The sequence below is a fragment of the Candidatus Binatota bacterium genome, from assembly GCA_012960245.1.
Lineage (GTDB): Bacteria > Desulfobacterota > Binatia > UBA1149 > UBA1149 > UBA1149.
In genome coordinates this window covers 112,369-134,819 of sequence record DUBO01000060.1, presented here as the reverse complement: position 1 = coordinate 134,819, position 22,451 = coordinate 112,369, and the positions used below count along the sequence as shown (strand labels likewise).

The following is a 22,451-nucleotide window of genomic DNA, read 5'->3' as shown; positions in this document are numbered from 1 at the left end:
GGCGCCAGCTACAGCCGATCACATGGCATCGCACAGCCGTAGGGCCAGCGTATGTCAGTCTTGTTGGTCGTTGACTAGGGCTTCGAGAAAAGAACTTTCTGTAGTGCCGGGTTGGGTGCCGATCAAACGGCGATGTCGGTGGTTTGCTGCTCAACCTTGCGCATAGCCCAGAGACTCAGCATGTCGAGCCGCATCCTGCTCCAGACCTCATCTGTTCTGACGCCAGCGCCCCCGATCATCGTGCGCAAAAGATTGTCGTCCACTACCTCGGCCATCAGCACGCTGCCAATGAAAGTGAGTAACATCATTCTGTCCTCGGGCTGGGCACCGACTGGAATTTCATGGGCAAGGATCTTCCAGATCGGCATAGCCACGTGTTCGTGAATAAACTCGCGGCGATCTTCGCTGTCGGAAATTTCAGCGCTGACCCAAAGACGGAGTAACTGCGGATTGCGCGCAGCCCAGGTTTGAAAATTCATATAGAGTCCGCAGAGATCGTCGCGATCAATATAACCTTGCGCGTCCCTCACGTATCTCCTGACCAGTTCGCTTACGCACTCTCGGAAGAGCAATTCCTTGCGACCAAAATAGTAGTTGATCGCACCTGGCGTAACCTCTGCATCGCGCGCAATGTCCCTTATGCCTACACCATCGTAACCGATCCGGGAGAACAGGTCGGTAGCGACATCGAGTATCCTTCCTGCTGTAGATTCCACGTGTTTTCTCCCCGGTCACCGTCAGCCCCCCCCTGGGTAGGCCAGCAGCGTTACCTGCGATGAGGCTACACCAGCGGTGAGAGCATTGTCCAGTGCCAGAATGATACTGAAACGAAAAAGCGGCGTAGGCCCGAAGCGCACCTAACTAACTGGAATTACGGTGTATTCAATGGAGCGGGTGATGGGATTCGAACCCACGACCTTCTGCATGGCAAGCAGATGCTCTAGCCAGCTGAGCTACACCCGCGTAAGACGCGAATCCATATGTTGACCACGCCTGCTGCACTTTGCAAGTGCTGCTGAGCTTTGGTGGCCTACCCCGGGCGTCGTCGGCCACCAAGCTGACGAAATACTGACAAGTGATACGCAGCAGCCGACCACAGGCCGACAACCGTGCCTATGGACAACATCACCATGCCCAGGAGGTAAAAATTAACCCCGAAGTAAGTGTAGTGGAGTATGAGGGCGTGGATGCCTACCGTCTGCAGGATCATTTTCATTTTGCCGCTGGCTTCGGCTGCGAGCACCAGGCCCTCGCTGGCGGCGATACTTCTTAGCCCGGTCACTGCGATTTCCCGGCCAACTACGATGACCATGAACCAGCCGGGTATTCCCGGTTCCCGGTTGATCAAGGCCAACATCAAAAGAGCGGAGACCACCAGTAACTTATCAGCGAGGGGGTCAAGCAGTTTGCCGAGCGGGCTTTCGAGATTGTACTTACGGGCGAGGTAGCCGTCGAGAATGTCGGTCATGGACGCGATGAAAAAAAGGAAAAAGGCCGTGAGCGCGTAGCCCTGGGACGGGCGGTCCAGCAACCATACCAACAAGGGAACCGCGCAGATACGCGCCACGCTCAGCACGTTTGGTAATTGAGCGTGGGGAACCCACCCTCCGCTGTCCGATCTCTGACGCCAATTACCAGTCATCGTCCCATCTCCCGGACCTCCACTATTGCAAATAGCCCCGCCGCCGCACGCACGAAAAAAGGCGCCCAACGCGCAGCTTGTTCCTTCGCTTCCAATGTTTATCATAACCTTCCGTGAAACAGACAAGCTACGACTATCTCGTGATCGGCAGCGGACTCGCCGGGCTGAGTTTTGCGATCAAAACTGCAGATGCGGGCAGGGTTGCGCTGGTGACCAAGCGCTCCCTGCTGGACTCAAACACGGCCATGGCCCAGGGCGGTGTCTCGGCGGTATGGGGCAGCGACGATTCGCTGGAAAGCCATGCCGCGGACACCATTTCTGCGGGAGCGGGCTTGTGCTCCGAGGATATAGTGCGCGACGTCGTGGCGGAGGGGCCAGCGAGGATCGCAGAATTGCTGGAGTCGGGAGTACGGTTTTCAACGGTGGCGGGCAATTCTGGCGAGCTTGATCTTGGGCTCGAGGGTGGCCACGAGCATCGCCGTGTGTTGCACGCTGCCGACCAGACGGGCGCCGAGCTTGTACGCGCCTTGGTGGCAAAGGTACGTAATCACGCTTCAATCGATGTCTTCGAAGGTCATCATGCCGTCGATCTGCTGGTAGATGAAAAATTCGGCCTCTCCAAGGGTGCAGCCTCCTGCTGGGGAGCCTACGTTCTTGATGCCGACAGCGGTGAAGTACGAACGATAGTCGCCAGCCACACCGTCCTTGCAAGCGGCGGAACCGGCAAGGTCTACCTGTATACATCCAACCCCGACGTGGCCAGCGGAGACGGCCTCGCTATGGCCCGGCGCGCCGGCTGTCGCGTAGCGAACCTGGAGTTTATGCAGTTTCATCCTACCTGCCTGTACCACCCCAGCGCCAAGTCTTTTCTCGTAACCGAAGCCTTGCGCGGCGAAGGAGCAAGACTGTGTACACCGTCAGGAAATTATTTCCTCGAGGCCTACGATCACCGCGCCGAACTGGCTCCGCGAGACATAGTTGCGAGGGCTATTGACCACCAGATGAAGAAAGAAGGCCTGGAATACGTGCACCTTGACCTCACGGGCTTCACCGACGATTTCATGAGCGCGCGTTTTCCGCGAATTCTCGAAAAATGTCGTTCTCTCGGAATAAACGTACCCTCCGAGCGAGTGCCCGTGGTTCCTGCCGCCCACTATCTCTGTGGAGGCGTGGTGACTGACTCGGTGGGTGCGACCAATCTCGACCGACTATACGCGATCGGCGAGGTCGCCATGACGGGTCTGCACGGAGCAAACCGGCTCGCCTCTAACTCCCTTCTCGAAGCACTCGTGTTTGCCCACCGTGCGGCTGAACACGCCAGGAAAAGGACGAGCGAAGACGACGTCGCACCACCCGTGTTTCCGAGCTGGGTGACCGGTGACGCCAGTGACGAAGGCGAATCGGTGGTCATCAAGCACAACTGGGACGAAATTCGTCAGCTCATGTGGAACTACGTGGGCATCGAGCGCAGTGACAGGAGGCTCGAGCGAGCAGCCAAGCGTATCAGCATGCTGCGCGACGAGATCCAACAGTACTATTGGGATTTCAGGATAACGGGCGACCTGCTTGAGCTGCGCAATCTAGCGCTGGTAGCCGACCTGCTGGTTCAATGTGCCAGGGGAAGGAGGGAAAGCCGCGGCCTCCATTATAATGTTGACTGTCCTGACCTGGACGACATTACCTGGCGCCGGCCGACCGTAATTTAAAAAACGCAGCTGCAGTCGGAGCTCTTACTCTTTCACGACACGCAGGCGTGGCCCGCGTTTCTTATCGCCGGACTGGAACAAGTGCATCTGCCCCCCGGCCGCGGTCTCGGCCGCGCCCAGCGGATAGCGACCAGTAAAACACGCGTCACAGAAACCGGGATCCTTGCCGCCAAGAAAGGAGTACATGCCGGCCTCGCTCAGGTAGGCCAGCGAGTCGGCGAGGATGTATTGGCGGATTTCTTCCAGGCTATGATTATTGGCCACGAGCTCACCGTGAGTAGGTGTGTCCACCCCGTAATAGCAGGGCCCGGTGGTCGGCGGAGAACTCACCCTGAAATGCACCTCGCGCGCACCTGCGGCGCGTATAGTACGGATTATCTTGCGACTCGTGGTGCCACGCACTATCGAATCGTCGACGATGACAACCCGCTTTCCCGCCAGGATTTCGCGCTGAGGATTGAGCTTGACCTTTACACCGAAGTGGCGGATCGAATCCTGCGGTTCGATGAAGGTCCTGCCCACGTAGTGGTTGCGGATGAGGCCCATCTCGAAGGGAATGCCTGATTCCTCGGCGTAACCCAGGGCTGCCGGTACACCCGAGTCGGGTACTGGTATCACGATGTCCGCTTCCACTGGTGCTTCGCGCGCCAGTTGCCTTCCGAACTCCTTGCGGTTGCCGTAGACGTGGGTACCAAAAACCATGCTGTCAGGGCGGGCAAAGTAAATATGTTCAAAAATACAGGCGTGGCGCTCACGTTTTTCGAAGGGATGTATGCTCTTCATGCTGCCATCCCTGAAGTGAATCAGCTCTCCAGGCTCCACCTCTCTCACGTACTCGGCTTCCATGAGATCCAGGGCACAAGTTTCCGACGCCACTACGTAGCCCCCACCTTCGAAACGGCCGATGACCATGGGCCTGAAGCCGTTGGGATCCCTGGCGGCGATCATTTCCCGGTCAGACATAAACAAGACCGAGTACGCCCCCTCAACGACCCGCAGCGCGTCTATAGTGCGCTCGAGCAGCGTAGAACGATTGTAGCTGGCGATGAGGTGTATGAGGACCTCGGTATCCACCGTGGATTGAAAAATAGACCCGTGGGCCTCGAGATTGGCCCTGAGCAGCTCGGTGTTGACGAAATTGCCGTTGTGGGCAACAGCCAGGGGACCAAGGGCGTATTCCACTACGAAGGGCTGGGTATTACGCAGCAGCGTCTGTCCGCTGGTCGAATAACGGTTGTGACCAATGGCCATATCACCGCCCAGTGCCCGTATGACGTCCTCGTCAAACACATCGGCTACCAGGCCAAGTCCCCTGTGCTGCACCAGCGAGCTCCCGTCGCTCGAGGCAATGCCAGCGCCTTCCTGCCCCCTGTGCTGCAGTGAATACAGGCCCAGGTACGCGAGATTCGCGGCTTCCGGACGGCCGTATACCCCTACGACCCCGCACTCTTCGTTGAAACGATCTTCACGACTGTCGTAAATCACTCGCCCACCGCCTCTGTTTTGTTCGTTATCATGCCGCTTCAAAATCCTTAAGACCTGCTGCGATGGCCGGCAGAGTGTGCTCGCGGGCAGCCCGTAGCTGGGCCAGTTCGAGATCCAGCAGCGGGTGAGTCGTGTCTCCATCGCGTTGCAGCCGAAAACGGTCGCCGCCGGTTTCGCCGAGCAATAGACAGGACACCCCGCTGGCCGCTGCCGCAGCTTCTACAGCGTCTGTGTCCCCAGCTTCAACGACAACCAGTATTCGCGTAGCGCTCTCGCCGAACATGGAATTATCCAAGCGGCCATGATCGGGCACCCGGGCGACAATGCCACATGAGCCCTCCTGCACCGCCATCTCGGCAAGGGCAACCGCCAGGCCCCCCTCGGATAGATCGTGGGCGGCGGTGACGAGCCCCTGCTGCACGAGGTCCACGCACAAGGCCGAGCATTTTTTTTCGGCATCGAGGTCGAGAGCGGGCACCCCACCTACTGGGTTCTTGCCGTAAAGGCGCTCAAAAACACTGCCTTCAAGTTCAGCCACACCGGCACCGAGGAGATAGATCCTGCGGCCTGGGCCGCCGACCGCACAGCCCACCGCCGTAGCTGAATCGGCCATCAGGCCGACCATGGCGACCACCGGCGTCGGGGGGATCGATTCGCCCCGGGTGTCATTATAAAAGCTCACGTTGCCCGAGATAACCGGCGTGCCGAAGTGTCGGCAAGCTGCGGCCATCCCGTCTACCGCCTCGCTGAACTGCCACATCACCTCGGGTTTTTCGGGGCTCCCAAAATTCAGGCAATCGCTAACCGCTAGCGGTGTCGCGCCGGTTACAGATATATTTCGCACCGCCTCGGCTATCGCGTGTTGGGCACCCCGGTAAGGATCGCTGGCCACGTAGTTCGGATTGCAGTCCACTGTCATGGCCAACCCAGCACCGGTTTCGGCTACCCGTATTACGGCGGCGTCGCCACCCGGGTGCAGAACGGTGTTCGCACCTACCCAGGAGTCGTATTGCTCAAAAACCCAACGTCGACTGCAAAGTTCCGGGCAAGCCAACATCTCCAGCAACGCGGAAGCAGGGTCGGTGAGTTCCCCATCACCGGGTACACCACCACTACTGATCGACCTGGCGGCTGGTTCTTTGATCGGCCGCTTGTAAGCGGGAGCGTCGTCAGTGAGCGCGCCGACGGGGATAGACAGTATCTCCTCGCCACGCCAGCTCGCGCGCAACCTTCCGTCACCGGTGACCACTCCTACTTCGACGCACTCCAGGTCCCAGCGAGCAAAAAGCTCGGCGACAGCTCCCTGCCGCCCCTGCTTGACCACCAACAGCATTCGTTCCTGGGATTCCGACAGCAGGATCTCGTAAGCACTCACCGAAGAATCCCGTAGAGGGACCTTGTCGAGGTCTAGAGAGATGCCCACGCCGCCCCGCCCTGCCATCTCCGCCGAACTACTAGTCAAACCAGCGGCGCCCATGTCTTGTATGGCCACGACATCGTCGCCCTCGAGAACTTCGAGGCAGGCCTCGATCAGGAGGTTCTCCGCGAAGGGGTCGCCGACCTGCACGGTTGGTTTCATCTGTTCTGATTCTTCTTTGAACTCGGAGGACGCAAGCAGGCTGGCGCCGTGAACGCCGTCACGACCAGTGCGCGAGCCAACGTAGAGCACCGGGTTTCCTTCGCCACTCGCCACCGCGCTGAAGATGTTGTCGGCCTTGGCAATACCGAGCGAAAAAGCGTTGACAAGTATGTTGCCGTTATAAGCGGCGTCAAAGTTAACCTGGCCACCTACGGTTGGCACACCAACGCTGTTGCCGTAGTCGCCTACCCCGGAAACGACCCCAGAGAGCAGGTACGGGGTGCGTTCGTCTTCGGGCTCACCGAAAAACAGGGCGTTCATGTTAGCCACAGGTCTCGCGCCCATGGTGAAAATATCCCGCAGTATTCCGCCCACACCAGTAGCCGCCCCCTGGTACGGCTCGACGTAAGAGGGGTGGTTGTGACTCTCGATCTTGAATATCGCGGCCATTCCACCACCGATATCCACGGCTCCAGCGTTCTCGCCCGGACCCTGCAGCACCGCCGGTCCAGTGACCGGGAATCTTTTGAGATGCACCCGCGAGCTCTTGTAGCTGCAGTGCTCCGACCACATCACCGAAAACACGCCCAGTTCTTCTATTGTTGGCGTGCGCCCGAGATGCTGGAGAATGGCCGCGTATTCTTCAGCACTGAGGCCGTGCTCCGTAGCCAGGGCTTCATCTATCGTCCTGTCGCTGCCGTGAATCATGCGGCTACACCATTTACTGCCCAGGCCGTGACCGACTCAAACAAGACCCGCCCATCAACCATGCCAAGCGCGGGATCGACAGCGTGCTCCGGGTGCGGCATCAGACCAACAACGTTACCGCGCTCATTGCACACGCCGGCTATGTTGTTCACCGAGCCGTTTGGCGCTGTGTCCGCGTAACGAAATACAACCCCGCCTCGCCCCTCGAGTTCTTCGAGCTTGTTTCTCTCGAGTACATAACAACCGCACCCGTGTTTTACCGGGATACGCAGAACCTCGCCGCCCGAGCAAGAAGCAGTGAACGCCGTCGCGGTGTTCGCCACCTCGATCGCTTCATCGCGGCAAACGAAGCGCAAGCCACTGTTGCGTATGAGCGCACCGGGCAGCAATCCTGCTTCGCATAGCACTTGGAAGCCGTTGCAGATTCCGAGCACCGGGCCGCCTGCGTTCGCAAAACGAGCTACTTCTTCCATCACGGGCGATATTCTGGCGATGGCTCCAGCCCTGAGGTAGTCGCCGTAGGAAAATCCACCCGGCAAAACGACCGCGTCTACGCCCTTGAGGTCGGTATCCTTGTGCCAGAGCATCCGCACATCGGCGCCCATCACATCCGCGAGCACGTGCCGCGTATCTCGGTCATCGTTGGAACCAGGAAAAACGATTACACCCCAGGTCACGATCAGGCTCCCTGCTCCTCGAGCTTCTCCTCGATGTCAAAGCGGTAGTCCTCGATGACGTCGTTGGCCAGCAGGCGACGGCACATCTCGTCAACTCTACTTCCCGCGGCTTCGTTTCCGGTAACGCCGCTCAATCGCAGCTCGATATATCGGCCTAGACGAACATCATCGACTCCGTCGTAGCCCAGCGCCTGCAGAGACGAAGCCACGGCCTTACCCTGCGGGTCGAGAATCGCTTTCTTGGGAGTCACGTAAACCCTGGCAACGAAATCCATTTTTCCCCCTTCAGCCGGCTACCCGCCGTGCAATTTCCTGGTAGGCGTCTTCAACTCCACCCATGTCCTGCCTGAACCTGTCTTTATCCAGCTTCTTGCGGGTTTCAATATCCCAGAAGCGGCAGGTATCAGGACAGATCTCGTCTGCCAGCAACACCTTGCCCGTAGAGTCCCGCCCGAACTCCAGCTTGAAGTCCACCAGGAGCACTCCCCTTTCACGCATGAACGGCTCCAGAATGGCGTTCACGGCCAAGGCCTGCCGATGAATTTCGTCGAGCTCCTCGCGCGTGGCCCACGAGAAGATCAGGATGTGTTCATCGTTGATCATCGGATCGCCGAGGTCATCGTCCTTGTAGAAATACTCTACGATGGGTCGCGGCAGTGTTTCACCTTCCGGCCGCCCACAGCGTTTCTGCAGGCTGCCGGTGATGATGTTACGCACTACGGTTTCGACCGGAATGATCTCGACCTTACGCACCAGCATTTCGCGCTCGGACGGACAATCAACAAAGTGATTTTCAACTCCGTTTTCCCGCAGCAATTCAAAGAAGCGGCGGGAAATCCTGTTGTTGAGAATTCCCTTGGACTCGATGGTGCCTTTCTTCTGCGCGTTAAACGCGGTCGCGTCGTCCTTGAAATAAAACATCAGGAGCTCGGGATCGTCGGTCTCGTAAATACGCTTGGCCTTACCCTCCGCGATCATCTTTCCGCTTGTCGCCATGTTTATGTCCCCTCCTCTATCACGCGGTCAAATACTTCGTGCGCATGGCCCAGCGCGGCCTGTATATCGAATGCCTTCTCGAGCCTGCTGGCATCGAGCACGCGGCTGATATCGGCATCTTTCTCCGCGTTGGTGCGGAAATCGCCCTCCGCCAGTGCGCAACGCTGAACCCAGCGGTAGGCTTCGTCGCGGGAGATCCCGTTCTCGACCAGGGCGAGGAGAATTTTCTCCGAGAACATCCTGCCGCCGGTACGCTCCAGGTTAGCCGCCATTGCTTCGGGCCGAACCTCCATGCCGCTAACCACAGAGGTCATGCGCGCGAGCATGAAATCAAGCGCAATCGTCGAATCGGGTGCTATCACCCGTTCCACCGAGGAATGCGAAATATCGCGTTCGTGCCACAGGGCTATGTTCTCAAGTGCGGCCAGTGAATTGGCACGGACGAGGCGCGCCAGTCCGCTTATGTTCTCGGTCAGAATGGGATTGCGCTTGTGCGGCATGGCAGACGAGCCCTTCTGCCCCTTACTGAAGGATTCGAGGACTTCGCCCACCTCGGTTCTCTGCAGGTGACGTATTTCGGTCGCGAAACGCTCCAGCCCACCGGCCAATACAGCCAGCGTGCAGAAGAATTCAGCGTGCCGGTCCCGGGGGACTACCTGCGTGGCCACCGGCTCGACCGCCAGGGCAAGCCCCTCGAGAACTTCGGCCTCGATGTCAGGCCCATTTACACCGTAAGTGCCGACGGCACCCGAAAGTTTACCGCTCGCTATGGTCTCTCGCGCGGTCAGCAGCCGGAACCGGTCCCGTTGTAGCTCGGCGTACCAACCGGCCAACTTGAGACCGAAGGTAGTGGGTTGCGCGTGTATACCGTGAGAGCGCCCGGCTGTGGGGGTGTCTCTATGCTCCCTCGCTCTTGATCGCACGGCCTCCATGAGCGTCGAGACGCCTTCCAGCAGTTGGTCTGCGGCTTCGACCAGCTGCAGGGCAAAAGCGGTGTCAAGAACATCGGAGGACGTCATTCCATAGTGCAGGTAGCGGCCGTCTTCACCCACGCTTTCGGCTGCGGCGCTAACGAAAGCTATAACGTCGTGATGTACCTCGGCCTCGATTTCAGCCACTCGTGAGCCGTCTACACTGGCTTTCGCTCGGATGCGGCGGGCCGCGTCACCCGGTATTACCGAGCGCTTGGCGAGGGCCTCGCACACGCGGATCTCGACTTCGAGCATGAGGTCGTAGCGGTGCTGGTCCGACCAAGTCGAACCCATTCGATCCCTGGTGTAACGAGGTATCATATTTCAAGTAAGGCCGGATCAGCCGGCTAGCTCCCAGTGCAAACAGGCCAGGTGCTGTCAGGCGCTCCCGGTATGGCCGAAACCACCAGAACCCCTGTTCGAGGGTTCGAGCTCTTCGACCTCGTCGAAATCCGCCACCGCAACCGGACAAATCACCAGCTGCGCAACACGCTGTCCTGGCTCTATACGGACCGTATCGTTGCCGAAGTTAGCGACAATAACCGCCACCTCGCCCCTGTAATCCGGGTCTATCGTTCCCGGCGAATTAGGGACACATAATCCCTGCTTGAGAGCGAGGCCGCTTCTCGGCCTTACTTGGCCCTCGTACCCCCGGGGTATGGCAATCGCAAACCCACAGGGGATTGCTGCGCGTTCGCTGGGCACAAGTTCCAGCGCCACTTTGAGGGCCGCGCGAAGGTCCATTCCCACAGAGCCCTCGGTCATGCGTTGCGGTAAATCGACGCTCACGTCTCCAACCCGCGTTATAGCAATTTTCAACCCCATACAGGGTCCCACTCAGGGTAGGGGCAGGGAGACGGTACCCACGCCGGCATCGCCCACCAGGGCCAGCCCGGCCCGGTCGGTACTGAGTATATCGAACGCTATCTCCATTACTTGTTGGTTGCTCACCGCACGGACTTCGGCCACGACCTCGTCTACTGCAATCTCGCGCCCGAAGTAGAGCTGGTTACGGGCAATTCGGCCCATCCGACTCTCCATCGACTCGAGGGACAGCAGGCAAGCCCCTGCGATTTGCTCGCGCGTGCGGGCGAGTTCGCCGGGGTCCAGGCCTCGCTGCTTAATCGCCGTGAGCTCCTGGAAAACGAGGTCCAGCACTTCCTCGACGTCGGATCCGCCGGTGGCCGCGTAGATGCCCGTGTAGCCTATGTCCCGGTAAGGCGAGAGAAACGCGTACACCGAGTAAGCCTTGCCCCGTTCCTCCCTCACTGACTGGAAGAGCCGCGAACTCATTCCTCCCCCCAGCGCAGCTACTAGCACCTCTGCTGCGGCGTAACGAGGGTCGGTTACCGAGATGCCGGGCAAGCCGAGAAGCAGATGGGCCTGGTCCAGTTCGCGCTCGCAGACAAACACCCCCGGGTTGTAATCCGGTCTGTCGGTTTCACTTTCTGTGACGGAGGGAACGAGCCCTGCAAATTTCTCGCGGCACCAGTCCACCAGTTGCTCGTGGTCAACCGCGCCCGCGGCCGACACCACGATGTGGTCCGAGCGAACCGCCTTTCGTGCCTGCTCAAGTATTTCATCGCGGTTGATAGCCGCGACGCTGGCAACCGTACCCGCCACCGGTAAGCCCAGCGGATGACCGGGCCACCAGGAGTGGAGGTAGAAATCGTAGATGTAGTCCTCGGGGATCGCTTCCGCGTCCTGGATCTCATGTATGATCACTTCCCGCTCGAGTTCGATATCCTCCGAGAGAAAAGTAGAGTTGAGCAGGAGGTCGGCAAGGACATCGACCGATAGTTCGAGATGTTCCGCAAGAGTGCGGGTCAAAAAACAGGTCTGCTCCTTGTCGGTGAAGGCATCGATCGTGCCGCCGACACCTTCGATCTCTTCGGCTATCTGCCGCGGGGTTCTCTTCTCGGTGCCCTTGAAAAACAAGTGCTCGAGAAAATGGCATACGCCGTTGGTCGACTGGCCCTCGTGGCGCGAACCAGTCTCAAGCCACACGCCGAGGGATACAGAGGGGACATCGCGCACCGACTCGGTAACGACCCGCAGGCCGTTCTCGAGCCGGGTAGAGCGAACTTCAGGCGCCAACGCTGGCTTCGGCCTCCCCGTCTTGATCCCTTACTGCGTCCTTGAGGCTCAGGCGAATCTTGCCCTGGCGGTCGACCTCCAGCACCTTGACCCGAACCTGCTGGCCTTCCTTGACGATGTCGGTCACGTTCTCGACTCGCTCTTCGGCAAGCTGCGAGATGTGAACCAAACCGTCGGTGCCCGGCAGGATTTCGACAAAAGCGCCGAATGCCATGATCTTGCGTACGGTACCATCGTAGATGCGGCCGATCTTCGGTGAAGCTGTCAGCCCCTCGATGATGTCCATCGCCTTGAGCAGGGAGTCCCTGTCCGACGAAGCTACCAGCACCGTGCCGTCATCCTGCACGTCGATCTTGCAACCGGTCTGCTCGACGATACCGCGTATCACCTTGCCGCCGGCGCCGATGACATTACGGATCTTATCAGGATCGATTTTCATCGTCTCGATTCGCGGCGCGTACTCCGACACTTCTTCGCGAGGTGCCGCAAGAGCCTTGGCCATCTCGCCAAGGATGTGCAGGCGACCGTCCCGCGCCTGGTAGAGCGCGTCACGCATTACGTCGCGGGGGATACCGTCGATCTTGATGTCCATCTGCACCGCGGTGATACCCTTCTCGGTACCCGCAACCTTGAAGTCCATGTCACCCAGGTGATCTTCGTCACCGAGGATGTCGGAAAGCACAGTGTGCTCGCCATCCTCGCGAATGAGCCCCATCGCTATGCCAGCTACAGGTGCCTTGATCGGCACGCCGCAGTCCATCAAAGCGAGAGCTCCACCGCAGACCGAAGCCATCGAAGACGAACCGTTCGACTCGGTGATCTCAGACACGACACGAAAGGTGTACGGAAAGTCCTCAACGTCGGGCAATACCGGGGTGAGGGCACGCTCGGCCAACATACCGTGGCCAATTTCCCTGCGCCCGGCACTGCGCAGCATCTTGGCTTCGCCAACACAGTAAGGAGGAAAATTGTAGTGCATCATGAAACGCTTGAAGTGATCGCCGGCCAGCGAATCGATTCGCTGTTCATCGGCGCCTGTACCAAGCGTCGCCGTGACGAGGGCCTGGGTTTCACCGCGCGTAAACAGGGAGCTACCGTGCGTGCGCGGGAGCACTCCGGTCTCTACGGAAATGGAACGTACGTCCGCTAGCCCACGGCCATCGAGGCGCTTGTGGTCCTTGGTGATCGCGCCGCGAACCATTTCCTGCTTGACGACTCCCAGGGCAGCGCTGACATCGCCACCGCGCTCGGCCAGGTCCTCGGGAAGCCCTTCCATGAACTCCGCCTTGAAGGCGTCGAGGGCGGCGTAACGCTCAAGCTTCTCCTTGACGGAATAAGCTTTCTCAAGCCCCGTGGTCGCGAGTTTGCGCACCTTCTCGATGAGTTCATCATCGCGCTGCGGCGGAACGTAGCTGCGTTTTTCGCGCCCGGCTTCTGAAGCCAACTTATCCTGGGCATCGATTATCGGCTGTATGGCCTCGTGTCCCTGGTAGAGGGCATCGAGAATCTCGTCTTCGGCAACTTCGCCAGCTCCGCCCTCAACCATCACTATGGCGTCGCGGCTCGCGGCCATCAGGATGTCGATGTCGCTGTTCTCCATTTCGTCAACACCGGGGTTGATCACGACTTTACCGTCGATACGGCCAAGCCTGACAGCACCCAGGGGGCCGGCGAATGGAATATCAGATATCGTCAACGCCGCCGAGGCACCGATGAGACTGGCCACATCAGGACCCGCGGTGCGGTCGTACGACAGCACGGTGGCGATGATCTGTGTTTCAAAACCATAGCCCTTGGGGAAAAGCGGACGTATGGGACGGTCGATAATGCGACAGGTCAGGATCTCGGCAGGACTGGGGCGCCCTTCCCTTTTAAAGAAGCCACCCGGGATCTTGCCGGCGGCAGCGGTCTTCTCCTGGTACTCAACTGTCAGTGGAAAAAAATCAATTCCCTCTCGAACCCGGTGTGCAGACACCGCTGTCACGAGGACCACGGTATCCCCGTAGGTTACGAAGACGGCGCCATCGGCCTGTCTGGCTATGCGGCCGGTTTCAAGTGTGAGTGTCTTGCCACCCAATTCCAATTCTACTTTTTTAATCATTACAGAGCTCTCCTTTCCCCTCCCGGGAATTACAATAGTCAAAGATTTTCGTTGAAATGAGGCGCCCCCGCCCCGTTATACTGCCAAACCCGCTGGTCTCGCCGCTCACAGCGCTGCGCGGTTTTGTTATTTGCGCAGGCCCAAGCGCTCAATCAGTGCCAGGTAGCGATCGTAAGCCGTTCGCTTGAGGTAGTCGAGCATCTTGCGTCTCTGGCTTACCATTTTAAGAAGGCCACGCCGGGAGTGATTGTCCTTGGGGTGGGTCTTAAAATGGCCGGTCAGGTAATTGATGCGGTTGGTCAGCAAAGCGACCTGGATTTCGGGCGAACCGGTATCCGATTCGTGGGTCCTGAAATCTCCGATAACTTTCTGCGTGCTTTGTAACGTGGTCGTCACTGGGTATTCAACTCTTCCTTAACGTTCCTTAGTTCGATTCAACCACCAATCGTTATCAGCTACCCTTCGCCCGCGCAAACCAGCGTCAGCCCGCAAAAACCCGCTCGAGTTTCCACAGGCCGCTCTGCTCGCTGATTACCGCCACCAGGCAGCCAGCCCGGGTTACCATGGCGGATTCGCCGTCCTGAGGGCGCCGTAGAACTCCGAGAACGTCCTGCCGTCCCTGCCTCAGGCCGCTGGCTCCCCGGTCGTCCACCTCCAACGATTCAAGGTGGGCAAGGGCCTTGGATAAGGGCAAAACTGCTGCCTCGAGCTCGCTACCGTCGCTATCTTCGAGATTATCCATGGACGCTGCATCTTCAATGCGAAAACGCCCGAAAGTTGTCCTGACGAGGGATTCCATATGCGCGCCACAGCCGATGGCCTCGCCCAGGTCTCTCGCGAGGGCACGAACATAGGTGCCCTTTGAGCAGTGAACGCTGAACTCGAGGGCCGAGGGGTCCTGAACCGTGAGTTTGAGCGCAAATATAGTGACTTCGCGCGGCTCGAGTTCCACTTCTTCACCCCGCCGAGCCCGCTTGTACATAGGAACGCCGTCTTTCTTGATAGCCGAGTAGACCGGGGGGACCTGACTGAGCGAGCCCGTGAACCTGTCGGCCAGTTCATCGAGATCAATATCGGCCAGTACTGGTACCGGGCTGGTAGCAACGACCTCGCCTCCGCGATCCAGAGTATCAGTGAGAACACCAAGTCGGATTACCCCGGTGTAGGTTTTTGTGGCGCTGTTGAGCCAGGGAGCTGCCTTGGTGCCCAGGCCCAGGCACAGGGGCAACAAACCCGAGGCCAGGGGATCGAGAGTTCCGAGGTGGCCAACCTTCACCCCGCCCAGTACCCGCTTGACCCGAGCGACCGCAGAAGCGGAACTCATATCGACAGGCTTATCTACGAGTAGTATGCCGTCAATGCCCTTGCGGTTTTTCATCGCTTTGCTTCCCCCGTGTCCGCTCCGGACAAAAGTCTTTGGATTCGTTCGGCTCTTTCGAGCGAACCGTCGAGCGTGAATGCCAGGTCGGGCGTAAATCTCAGCGCCAGTTTGCGGCCGAGCTCTCGCCGCAAGTAGCCAGAGGCCGCGACGAGGCCGCGACTGCACTCCCGCTGCTGCTGTTCATTTCCCCGGGTCGAATAAAACACCCTTGCGTGCTTGAGGTCCGGGCTCATGTCCACGGCGGTAAACGTAACACCCTGAACGCGCGGATCGCGCAGTTCCTGGTCAACTATGCCGGCGAGCGCCGATATCACTTCTCGGGCTATTCTTCGTGTTCTAACAGAAGGCATCGAATTTCAATTCAGTAATTGTCGAAGATGTATTCTTCTTCGCCGGACTGGGCCAACCGTAATCCTTCAACAAAGCGCGCCACCGTCCTCAGGCAGCGATCCACGTGGTCTTTTTCATTACCGGCTTGCACGACCCCGAGTCCTATTGAAGCAACATCGTCCAATCGGTCGATCTCGGCGACCGATACGTTGTAGCGATTCGAGACCTTTGCCTTGATTGCTTTAACCACCGAACGTTTACCTTTCAGGGAGCGATTGCCGGGCAGGTACATCACCAGGCTGAGAACGCCCACGACCACCCCAGCGATCCGCTCATTCTGGCTCAGGCGCCTGCCGAGCCAGCCGGTTTGCCCGCGTAAGGCGATTCCAGGGTACGACGGACTTCTTCGAGTTCGAAGGTTTCGACAACATCGCCGACCTTGATGTCATTGAACTTGTCGAGCCCGATACCGCACTCGTAACTGGACTGCACTTCGCGCACATCCTCCTTGAACCGCCTCAAGCTTGAGATGGTGCCATTGTAGGTCACGACCCCGTCCCTGACGAGCCTGCAATGGGCTCCCCTCTTGACCTTGCCCTCATTGATATAACTGCCGGCGATGGTCGTACCGCCTGGCACTCCGAAGGTGTCTCGCACCTCGGCGCGGCCCTGCGATATTTCCTTGACGTCGGGCGCAAGGAGGCCTTCCATCGCGAGCTTCACCTCGTCGAGAGCCTCATAAATCACCTCGTGGAGTCTCAGGTCAACGCCTTCACGCTCTGCAAGGGTGCGGGCCTTACCCTCGGGTCTCACATGAAAACCGATGACAACGGCACCAGAAGCAAGGGCCAACTGAACGTCTGATTCGTTGATGGCTCCAACCCCGTTGTGGATGACTGACAAGGTGACCTCGTCGGTTCCGATCTGTTCGAGAGCCGCGGACAGGGCTTCGGCCGAACCTTTCACGTCGGCCTTAACCACTACCTTGAATTCAGCCACTTCACCGGATGCTACGTGCTTCTGGAAATCTTCCAGCGAGAGCCGGGTAGAAGAAGCCAGTTGAGCCTTTCTCGCGACGTCTTTCCTGTGTTCGGCTACCTGGTCTGCGCGCGAAGAGTCGTCCACCACGGCAAAGCTGTCGCCGGCTTCGGGAACGCCGTCCAGGCCGATAATTTCGACCGGCGTAGAAGGCCCCGCACTCTTGGACTTAACGCCAGCGTAGTCGGTCATAGCTCGCACGCGACCGGTGACGTCACCACTCACGAAGTTGTCCCCGTGCTTGAGCACGCCGCGCTGCACGAGCACCGTTGCCACCGGACCACGGCCTTTGTCCAACCGAGCCTCGATGACCACGCCCCGGGCCCGACCATCTGGGATGGCCTTGAGCTCCAGGATTTCGGCCTGAAGACGCAGGACACCGAGCAGGTCGTCGATGCCTGTGCGCTTGATCGCCGACACCGGAACGAAAAGAGTATCGCCGCCCCAGTCTTCGGGCTGCAGCCCGTGGTCGGACAACTGCTGCTTTACCCTGTCGGGGTTAGCGTCAGGCTTGTCCATCTTGTTGACCGCTACGACCACCGGTATCCCGGCTGCCTTTGCGTGGTTCACTGCTTCGATCGTCTGGGGCATAACGCCGTCGTCGGCGGCTACGACCAGGACCACGATGTCTGTAACACTCGCCCCCCTCGCCCGCATGGAAGTGAATGCCGCGTGGCCCGGGGTATCGAGAAAACAGATAGCCTGGGCTCCACTGCCCACTGTGTACGCTCCGATATGCTGGGTAATACCCCCGGCCTCTCCTTCGACGACCCTCGAATCGCGGATTACGTCCAGCAGTGAGGTCTTTCCGTGATCGACGTGGCCCATGACTGTCACAACCGGCGGTCGTGCGAGGCCCTCCTCTTCGGAGCCTTCCTCGGCGCTGTCGTGCTCGAGCAGCTGTGCGACATCGAGGGAGGTATTCTCGACTGTATAGCCAAATTCTTCGGCTATCAGGCTGACCGTGTCGAAATCCAGCGAATCGTTCAGGCTGGTCATCACTCCCTGGCCCATGAGCTTGCCAAGAACCTCGCCAGACTTGACGCCAATCGCCTTCGCGAGCTCAGCGGGACTGATTACGTCGTGAATCCGCACAACACGCTTGGCCGCCTTGGGTATCGTCAGCTCTGTTTTCTGAAGTTTTTGACCCGGCATAGCCCGTTTTTTACGAGGCCGCGCCTGGTATGACCGCTCGAATGCGTCAAAGAGCTCTTCTTTCTTTACGACCCGCCTCTTACGTTTGCGTGTCTTACCGTCCGCGTCGGCCGGTTTGTCGGTCGTGGTCTCTTTTTCCGAGACCGGGGAGACCTTCGGTTTCTTGAGAGCAGAAAGATCGATACGTCCCAGTATCCGGGGACCGCTTATCGAGCTTTTTCGCTTGCTGTCTTCTGGAGATTCTTCGGCGGGTTTGTCTTTACTTTCGGCAGCCTTGAGAAGCTCTTCCGCGATCGCTTCACGATCGTCATCACTTACTTCCTGCTTGGCCCTGCCTGCGTGCTCCTCGGCTTCTACTGCAGCTGTCTCGCTACCGGTTTCAGCGGCGGTGCCGTCATCGGACAGGTCCTTGCTGACAAGCCCACCGTCATCCTCGATGTCGAACTCGGCAGTCGCAGCCAGCCCTGGGCCGTCTTCCGATGACTCGGGAGTTGTTTCAGAATCAAGCAAGGGCAACCCAATCGGGGCCACTACTTCGGGTTCCTGCTCCAACGAGGGAACGACAGAAAGCGAGGAATGGGCTTCAGCAAAGGGTCCACTCGCGAAAGCAACCGCCAATGCGCCCGCATCGGTGTCGAGAGATGCTGTCACAGCGCGAGCATTGGAAGCCACCGAAAAGGCAGGCGCCGCAGCTTCGGCATCCCCTTCCGCCAGGCGCTTGCGACGTGTGCGTCTGAGTAGCGACCCACCCCTGAGGCGCTTGCGGGTCACGGTATCGAGCGCGGTCACCCGGCCACCGCCACCGTCTTCCTTTACCTCGACAACCTGCTCCGTGGTCTCCCCCGTAACGTCGGCGACATCTTGCGCGTCGAGCCCCATTTCATGTCGAACCCGCTCGGCTTCCGAGTCTTCGATGCCACTCTGGGCGCGCTTGCCCTTCACGCCCATTTTCTCAAGCCGCTCGATCACGGCTTTCGACTTTACGCCCCATTCTTTTGCGTACTGACTGATGCGTTGCTTGGCCATCAGCTAAGCTCCTCCCCTTGCGCGCCGCTTTCCGGCATCGCCTCAAGATCCCGTACGAAACGGGATTTCTGATCCGCGGCAATACCAGTGCGCAACGATCGATTCACCGTGCGACGCTTGACCAGCCCTGCCCGGCACTCGAGCGTGCGGTGCAGGTACGCAGTTCGACCGCTGATCGGTTCCACCACTATTGCCAGCCCGCCTGCGCCGTCTTGTCCAAAGCGCAGCATCTGCCCCGGGGCATCGCGCTGGCCGCAACCTACGCAGGTACGCTGCGGTGTATGACTCAGCCTGCTCACTAGGAGGCTGCTCCCTTGTCAGGCTCGTCATTGCTCGTTTTCTCTTTCGCGGCGGCTTCGCTACCGGCGGCTTCGCTACCGGCAGATTCGCCCTCGGCCGACTCTTCGCTGGCAGCGCGCTCTTCTTCGACGAGCCGGGCCTTCTCTGCATCGTTAACGGCTTCCACCGCGTCGCTGATCGCGGCCGCCACGCGCCTTACCATGCTGGTCCTGCGTTGTTCTTCGGCTGCAATCGTCGCGCTGGCGAGAAAACCCGCGGCGGCTTCTTCCTCTATACTGAGCGCAACGGCAACGTCCGCTGCAGAGCTGGTGGCCAACTCCGCGGCCGACTTGTAGCCGTCGCCCAACAGGATTTCCGCCTGTAATTCGCCGAGTCCGTCCACACCTTGCAAAGAAAGCCTAGATTCCCTCAAGCGTCGCTCGTAGTCCGCGTCACCGAGGACATCCAGCTTCCAGCCCGACAGGCGCGCGGCGAGGCGGATATTCTGCCCCTTGCGACCGATGGCCAGGGCAAGTTCCGCGTCGGGAACGACCACTTCCATGGCGTGTGCTTCTTCATCGATGACAATGCGTGAGACCTTGGCCGGCGAAAGAGCACGGCAGACAAACTCCGTTTCGTCAGGTGTCCATGGGACGATGTCTATTCGTTCTCCCCGCAGCTCCTGGACCACCGCCTGCACGCGATTGCCTCGCATGCCCACGCAGGCACCAACGGGGTCTACGTCGCTGTCTTTAGAAATCACCGAGATCTTGGCGCGTCCACCTGGCTCACGAACCACGTCCTTGATCTCGACGATGCCTTCGTAGACTTCCGGGACTTCCTGTTCAAACAGCTTAGCAACGAGCTCCGGTGCGGTACGCGAGAGAACGATCTGCGTGCCGCGCAGCGTGTCGTTGACTTCCTTGATGACGGCGCGAACCCGCTCCTGCTGACGGTAACGCTCCCTCGGAATCTGCTCTCTCTCGGGCAGTATCGCTTCCACGTTTGGACGGAGTTGGACGACGAGGTTGCGTCTTTCAAACCGCAGCACGACCCCCGAGATCACGGAGCCTTCCTGCTCCTTGAACTCTCCGTATATGATCGAACGCTCGTAATCCCTGACTTTCTGAACGATATTCTGCTTAGCCGCCTGGGCAGCGATCCTGCCCAGAGGCGCCGAATCGATCTCTTCCATCAGCTCGTCGCCGATTTCCGCTTCCTGGTCAATGTCCGACCGCGCGTACCCCAGCGAAATTTCGTTGTCGGGATCCGCCACTTCTTCAACTACTGTGTGCACTCGGTACATATCGACCGAGCCGCTCTCCGGGTTGTAAGTGGCGTCAATGTTGAGCTCGGCGCCGTAGGTCTTGTGAGCAGCCGATTTCATCGCCTCTTCGACAGCCTCGATAATGAGGGCGCGGTCGATGCCTTTTTCTTTGCTGATCTGGTCTATCGCGTGCTTTATGTCGAATTCCATTTTGTTCTCCCCTCGGGAACGCGCATGAGCCGCTCTGCATACTCAGGCATCTGCAGCTCCGGCTTCATCAAATCGGTATTCCAAGTTGGCCCGGGTGATGTCCTTGTATGAAATCTCCCGGCGCGAACCGTCGTCATCTACGACAACCACCACCGTATCGTCCGCTCGCTCGAGTGAGCCCTTGATCCGCCGCCTGCCGTCGACCTGCACCGTCAGGGTGATTCTTACTCGCTCGCCGACAACCCGCCGAAAATGCGAAGGCAGCCGCAGCGGTCGATTGAGACCGGGCGAAGAAACCTCGAGCATGAACTGCCCCCGGACAACGTCGTCGTTGACGTCGAGCAGGTCGGAAAGTGCCCGGCTTACTGCCGCACAATCTTCGATCGCAACCCCAGCATTTTCTTCCACCGAGTCCAGGTAAACGCGCACGGTCCTGCTTCCGGCTTCGCCGCTGAAATCAACATCGAGAACCTCGAGCCCCCTTTCAGACGCCAATGGGCCTGCAAGGGAACAAAGCTTATCTCTCGTAGTATCTGTTGATCTTTCCAACTTTTCTTTCCGCGAGCCAGGCTTTCACCCAGCCCGGCAAGCCATCCCGCGGCCTTCTGCCTGCGCGCCCACTTTTGCGGCGCACAAAAAAAGGCAGGCCCTGGAGCCTACCCCACCACGTATCCAACCCCTGCCCAGCCCACATGGTGTAACACGACAACCCCGACCGCGCAAGAAACGCCAATCCCAGGTCAAGCTCGTTTTAATGGCATTTTGGGCGGTTTAGTCCCGCTGCTTGCGCCTGCGACGGGCGTCAGCGGCAAAGAGGTCGATTCAACCCGCTTTGCGGTCGTGAACGGTGACTAACTCGAGAATTTCGTAGGTGCGCTTACCCGACGGCGACCGCACGACGGCCTCGTCGCCGACTTGCTTGTGCAACAAGGCCTGGCCTACCGGAGACTGCAGCGATATACGGCCTTTTTCAGGGGCGGTTTCCTCGGGAAAAACCAGCTCGTAGACCCGCTCGTCACCACTGTCGACCTCGGCCACTGTCACCCGGCTGCCGTAGCCTACTTTATCAGAGGGAACCGAAGAAAGGTCGTAACGGGAGAGCTCGCTGAGACGGCCCGTAAGCATGCCGACCCGCGCGTGAACGAGGCCTTGCCGCTCCTTGGCTGCGTGGTACTCGGCATTTTCACTGAGATCGCCGTGGGCGCGCGCGGTTTCGATCTGCCGTGGAAGATCCACTGCGAGTTCATGCTCGAGCTCCACGAGCTCGGCCTTGATCACCTTGATAATGGGAAGTTCGTCAGCCACGTCGCGTCCAATACCAACAGAAAAACCAGCTGTCAATGCGCCTGTTCAAGCAGGTCGCGCGCAATCACGCTGGCCGCCTTGCCGTCGTAGCGACCGGCATAGCGAGCACCGAGTGCTTTCATTACGTCTCCTAGCGAGGATGCGTCTCCTTCCGAAAGTATCCCGCGCACAGCCTCGGTGAGCTCGGCCTCGTTCATCTGCGAAGGCAGGAACTCGTTGCACATTGACAGCAAGTTCCTGGCCTTGGCTATGGTGTCTTCCCGGCCTGATCTCTCGGCGAACTCCAGCGATTCGGCCGCCTGCTTGGCCTCTCGCCTGGCCACGGCAAGCCGGTCCTTGTCGTCAAGCGGCTCGCCCTTCTTCTCGATCGAGCGGTTTTTCAGCCCCGTCAACAAGCTGCGTATTACCTGCAGTCGCAGCGGTTCGCCAGCTTTCATAGCGCTCTTGAGCTGTTCCCTGAGGTCGCTGTCTTCAAGACTGTTCAAATCAGACTCCTGC

22 protein-coding genes and 1 tRNA gene are annotated in these 22,451 nt (G+C 59.2%); 1 reads left to right on the top strand and 22 read right to left on the bottom strand.

What is annotated here, in order from left to right; all coding sequences use genetic code 11:
- Positions 1 to 122: 122 nt before the first annotated feature.
- The 3 genes from EYQ35_12440 to pgsA all read right to left on the bottom strand — a co-directional run bounded on the left by EYQ35_12440 (position 123) and on the right by pgsA (position 1,642).
- Positions 123 to 716, bottom strand: coding sequence for a TetR/AcrR family transcriptional regulator (locus EYQ35_12440; GenBank protein ID HIF64942.1), 594 nt, complete (start codon positions 714 to 716; stop codon positions 123 to 125).
- 170 nt (positions 717 to 886) lie between these two features.
- Positions 887 to 963, bottom strand: a tRNA-Gly gene (locus EYQ35_12435).
- 67 nt (positions 964 to 1,030) lie between these two features.
- Positions 1,031 to 1,642 (bottom strand): CDP-diacylglycerol--glycerol-3-phosphate 3-phosphatidyltransferase, encoded by a 612-nt coding sequence (gene pgsA, locus EYQ35_12430; GenBank protein HIF64941.1) that lies wholly within the window; start codon positions 1,640 to 1,642, stop codon positions 1,031 to 1,033.
- Positions 1,643 to 1,755: 113 nt separating this feature from the next.
- On the opposite strand from pgsA, the gene nadB reads away from it, so the two are divergent.
- Positions 1,756 to 3,348 carry an L-aspartate oxidase gene (nadB, locus tag EYQ35_12425; GenBank protein ID HIF64940.1) on the top strand — a complete coding sequence of 531 codons (1,593 nt, stop codon included), beginning with the start codon at positions 1,756 to 1,758 and terminating at the stop codon, positions 3,346 to 3,348.
- Positions 3,349 to 3,372: 24 nt separating this feature from the next.
- Here the strand turns inward: nadB and EYQ35_12420 are convergent, their stop codons facing one another.
- The 19 genes from EYQ35_12420 to EYQ35_12330 all read right to left on the bottom strand — a co-directional run bounded on the left by EYQ35_12420 (position 3,373) and on the right by EYQ35_12330 (position 22,438).
- Positions 3,373 to 4,974: an amidophosphoribosyltransferase gene (locus EYQ35_12420; protein ID HIF64939.1), complete on the bottom strand. Its 1,602-nt coding sequence runs from the start codon at positions 4,972 to 4,974 to the stop codon at positions 3,373 to 3,375.
- Complete coding sequence (purL, locus tag EYQ35_12415) at positions 4,862 to 7,120, bottom strand: phosphoribosylformylglycinamidine synthase subunit PurL (GenBank protein HIF64938.1); 2,259 nt, start codon at positions 7,118 to 7,120, stop codon at positions 4,862 to 4,864. The genes EYQ35_12420 and purL overlap by 113 nt, the downstream gene beginning before the upstream one ends.
- Positions 7,117 to 7,797: a phosphoribosylformylglycinamidine synthase subunit PurQ gene (gene purQ, locus EYQ35_12410; GenBank protein ID HIF64937.1), complete on the bottom strand. Its 681-nt coding sequence runs from the start codon at positions 7,795 to 7,797 to the stop codon at positions 7,117 to 7,119. The genes purL and purQ overlap by 4 nt, the downstream gene beginning before the upstream one ends.
- Positions 7,798 to 7,799: 2 nt before the next feature.
- On the bottom strand, positions 7,800 to 8,072 hold the full coding sequence (gene purS / locus EYQ35_12405; GenBank protein ID HIF64936.1) for a phosphoribosylformylglycinamidine synthase subunit PurS: 273 nt from the start codon (positions 8,070 to 8,072) through the stop codon (positions 7,800 to 7,802).
- 10 nt (positions 8,073 to 8,082) lie between these two features.
- On the bottom strand, positions 8,083 to 8,793 hold the full coding sequence (locus EYQ35_12400) for a phosphoribosylaminoimidazolesuccinocarboxamide synthase (protein HIF64935.1): 711 nt from the start codon (positions 8,791 to 8,793) through the stop codon (positions 8,083 to 8,085).
- A 2-nt stretch (positions 8,794 to 8,795) separates the two neighbouring features.
- Positions 8,796 to 10,085 (bottom strand): adenylosuccinate lyase, encoded by a 1,290-nt coding sequence (locus tag EYQ35_12395; GenBank protein HIF64934.1) that lies wholly within the window; start codon positions 10,083 to 10,085, stop codon positions 8,796 to 8,798.
- Positions 10,086 to 10,142: 57 nt separating this feature from the next.
- A complete protein-coding gene (locus EYQ35_12390) occupies positions 10,143 to 10,589 on the bottom strand; it encodes a dUTP diphosphatase (GenBank protein HIF64933.1) in 447 nt (148 codons plus the stop codon).
- 12 nt (positions 10,590 to 10,601) lie between these two features.
- Complete coding sequence (locus EYQ35_12385) at positions 10,602 to 11,861, bottom strand: insulinase family protein (protein ID HIF64932.1); 1,260 nt, start codon at positions 11,859 to 11,861, stop codon at positions 10,602 to 10,604.
- The gene (pnp, locus tag EYQ35_12380) at positions 11,851 to 13,962 is read right to left on the bottom strand and encodes a polyribonucleotide nucleotidyltransferase (protein HIF64931.1); all 2,112 of its coding nucleotides are present in this window, start codon (positions 13,960 to 13,962) and stop codon (positions 11,851 to 11,853) included. The genes EYQ35_12385 and pnp overlap by 11 nt, the downstream gene beginning before the upstream one ends.
- A gap of 126 nt (positions 13,963 to 14,088) precedes the next feature.
- Complete coding sequence (gene rpsO / locus EYQ35_12375) at positions 14,089 to 14,358, bottom strand: 30S ribosomal protein S15 (protein ID HIF64930.1); 270 nt, start codon at positions 14,356 to 14,358, stop codon at positions 14,089 to 14,091.
- 85 nt (positions 14,359 to 14,443) lie between these two features.
- On the bottom strand, positions 14,444 to 15,340 hold the full coding sequence (gene truB, locus EYQ35_12370; GenBank protein HIF64929.1) for a tRNA pseudouridine(55) synthase TruB: 897 nt from the start codon (positions 15,338 to 15,340) through the stop codon (positions 14,444 to 14,446).
- Positions 15,337 to 15,693: a 30S ribosome-binding factor RbfA gene (rbfA, locus tag EYQ35_12365; protein ID HIF64928.1), complete on the bottom strand. Its 357-nt coding sequence runs from the start codon at positions 15,691 to 15,693 to the stop codon at positions 15,337 to 15,339. Before rbfA ends, truB begins: the two co-directional genes overlap by 4 nt.
- Before the next feature lie 11 nt (positions 15,694 to 15,704).
- Positions 15,705 to 15,965 carry a DUF503 domain-containing protein gene (locus EYQ35_12360; protein ID HIF64927.1) on the bottom strand — a complete coding sequence of 87 codons (261 nt, stop codon included), beginning with the start codon at positions 15,963 to 15,965 and terminating at the stop codon, positions 15,705 to 15,707.
- Between the two features lie 50 nt (positions 15,966 to 16,015).
- Complete coding sequence (infB, locus tag EYQ35_12355; protein HIF64926.1) at positions 16,016 to 18,892, bottom strand: translation initiation factor IF-2; 2,877 nt, start codon at positions 18,890 to 18,892, stop codon at positions 16,016 to 16,018.
- Positions 18,892 to 19,191, bottom strand: a complete 300-nt coding sequence (locus EYQ35_12350; GenBank protein HIF64925.1) for a YlxR family protein — start codon at positions 19,189 to 19,191, stop codon at positions 18,892 to 18,894. Before EYQ35_12350 ends, infB begins: the two co-directional genes overlap by 1 nt.
- Positions 19,191 to 20,648, bottom strand: coding sequence for a transcription termination factor NusA (gene nusA, locus EYQ35_12345; GenBank protein HIF64924.1), 1,458 nt, complete (start codon positions 20,646 to 20,648; stop codon positions 19,191 to 19,193). The genes EYQ35_12350 and nusA overlap by 1 nt, the downstream gene beginning before the upstream one ends.
- Positions 20,649 to 20,690: 42 nt before the next feature.
- A complete protein-coding gene (locus tag EYQ35_12340; protein ID HIF64923.1) occupies positions 20,691 to 21,197 on the bottom strand; it encodes a ribosome maturation factor RimP in 507 nt (168 codons plus the stop codon).
- A gap of 273 nt (positions 21,198 to 21,470) precedes the next feature.
- Positions 21,471 to 21,935: a transcription elongation factor GreA gene (locus tag EYQ35_12335; GenBank protein HIF64922.1), complete on the bottom strand. Its 465-nt coding sequence runs from the start codon at positions 21,933 to 21,935 to the stop codon at positions 21,471 to 21,473.
- Between the two features lie 50 nt (positions 21,936 to 21,985).
- Positions 21,986 to 22,438, bottom strand: coding sequence for a GatB/YqeY domain-containing protein (locus tag EYQ35_12330; GenBank protein ID HIF64921.1), 453 nt, complete (start codon positions 22,436 to 22,438; stop codon positions 21,986 to 21,988).
- Positions 22,439 to 22,451: the final 13 nt, after the last annotated feature.

Coding starts and splice junctions, on each gene's coding strand:
- nusA (HIF64924.1), bottom strand. CDS start 20,648: ATGGAATTCGACATAAAGCACGCGATAGACCAGATCAGCAAAGAAAAA.
- infB (HIF64926.1), bottom strand. CDS start 18,892: ATGGCCAAGCAACGCATCAGTCAGTACGCAAAAGAATGGGGCGTAAAG.
- EYQ35_12420 (HIF64939.1), bottom strand. CDS start 4,974: ATGGAGACACGACTCACCCGCTGCTGGATCTCGAACTGGCCCAGCTAC.
- EYQ35_12395 (HIF64934.1), bottom strand. CDS start 10,085: ATGATACCTCGTTACACCAGGGATCGAATGGGTTCGACTTGGTCGGAC.
- purS (HIF64936.1), bottom strand. CDS start 8,072: ATGGATTTCGTTGCCAGGGTTTACGTGACTCCCAAGAAAGCGATTCTC.
- purL (HIF64938.1), bottom strand. CDS start 7,120: ATGATTCACGGCAGCGACAGGACGATAGATGAAGCCCTGGCTACGGAG.
- rbfA (HIF64928.1), bottom strand. CDS start 15,693: ATGCCTTCTGTTAGAACACGAAGAATAGCCCGAGAAGTGATATCGGCG.
- pgsA (HIF64941.1), bottom strand. CDS start 1,642: ATGACTGGTAATTGGCGTCAGAGATCGGACAGCGGAGGGTGGGTTCCC.
- EYQ35_12400 (HIF64935.1), bottom strand. CDS start 8,793: ATGGCGACAAGCGGAAAGATGATCGCGGAGGGTAAGGCCAAGCGTATT.
- pnp (HIF64931.1), bottom strand. CDS start 13,962: ATGATTAAAAAAGTAGAATTGGAATTGGGTGGCAAGACACTCACACTT.
- EYQ35_12360 (HIF64927.1), bottom strand. CDS start 15,965: ATGTACCTGCCCGGCAATCGCTCCCTGAAAGGTAAACGTTCGGTGGTT.
- EYQ35_12390 (HIF64933.1), bottom strand. CDS start 10,589: ATGGGGTTGAAAATTGCTATAACGCGGGTTGGAGACGTGAGCGTCGAT.
- truB (HIF64929.1), bottom strand. CDS start 15,340: ATGAAAAACCGCAAGGGCATTGACGGCATACTACTCGTAGATAAGCCT.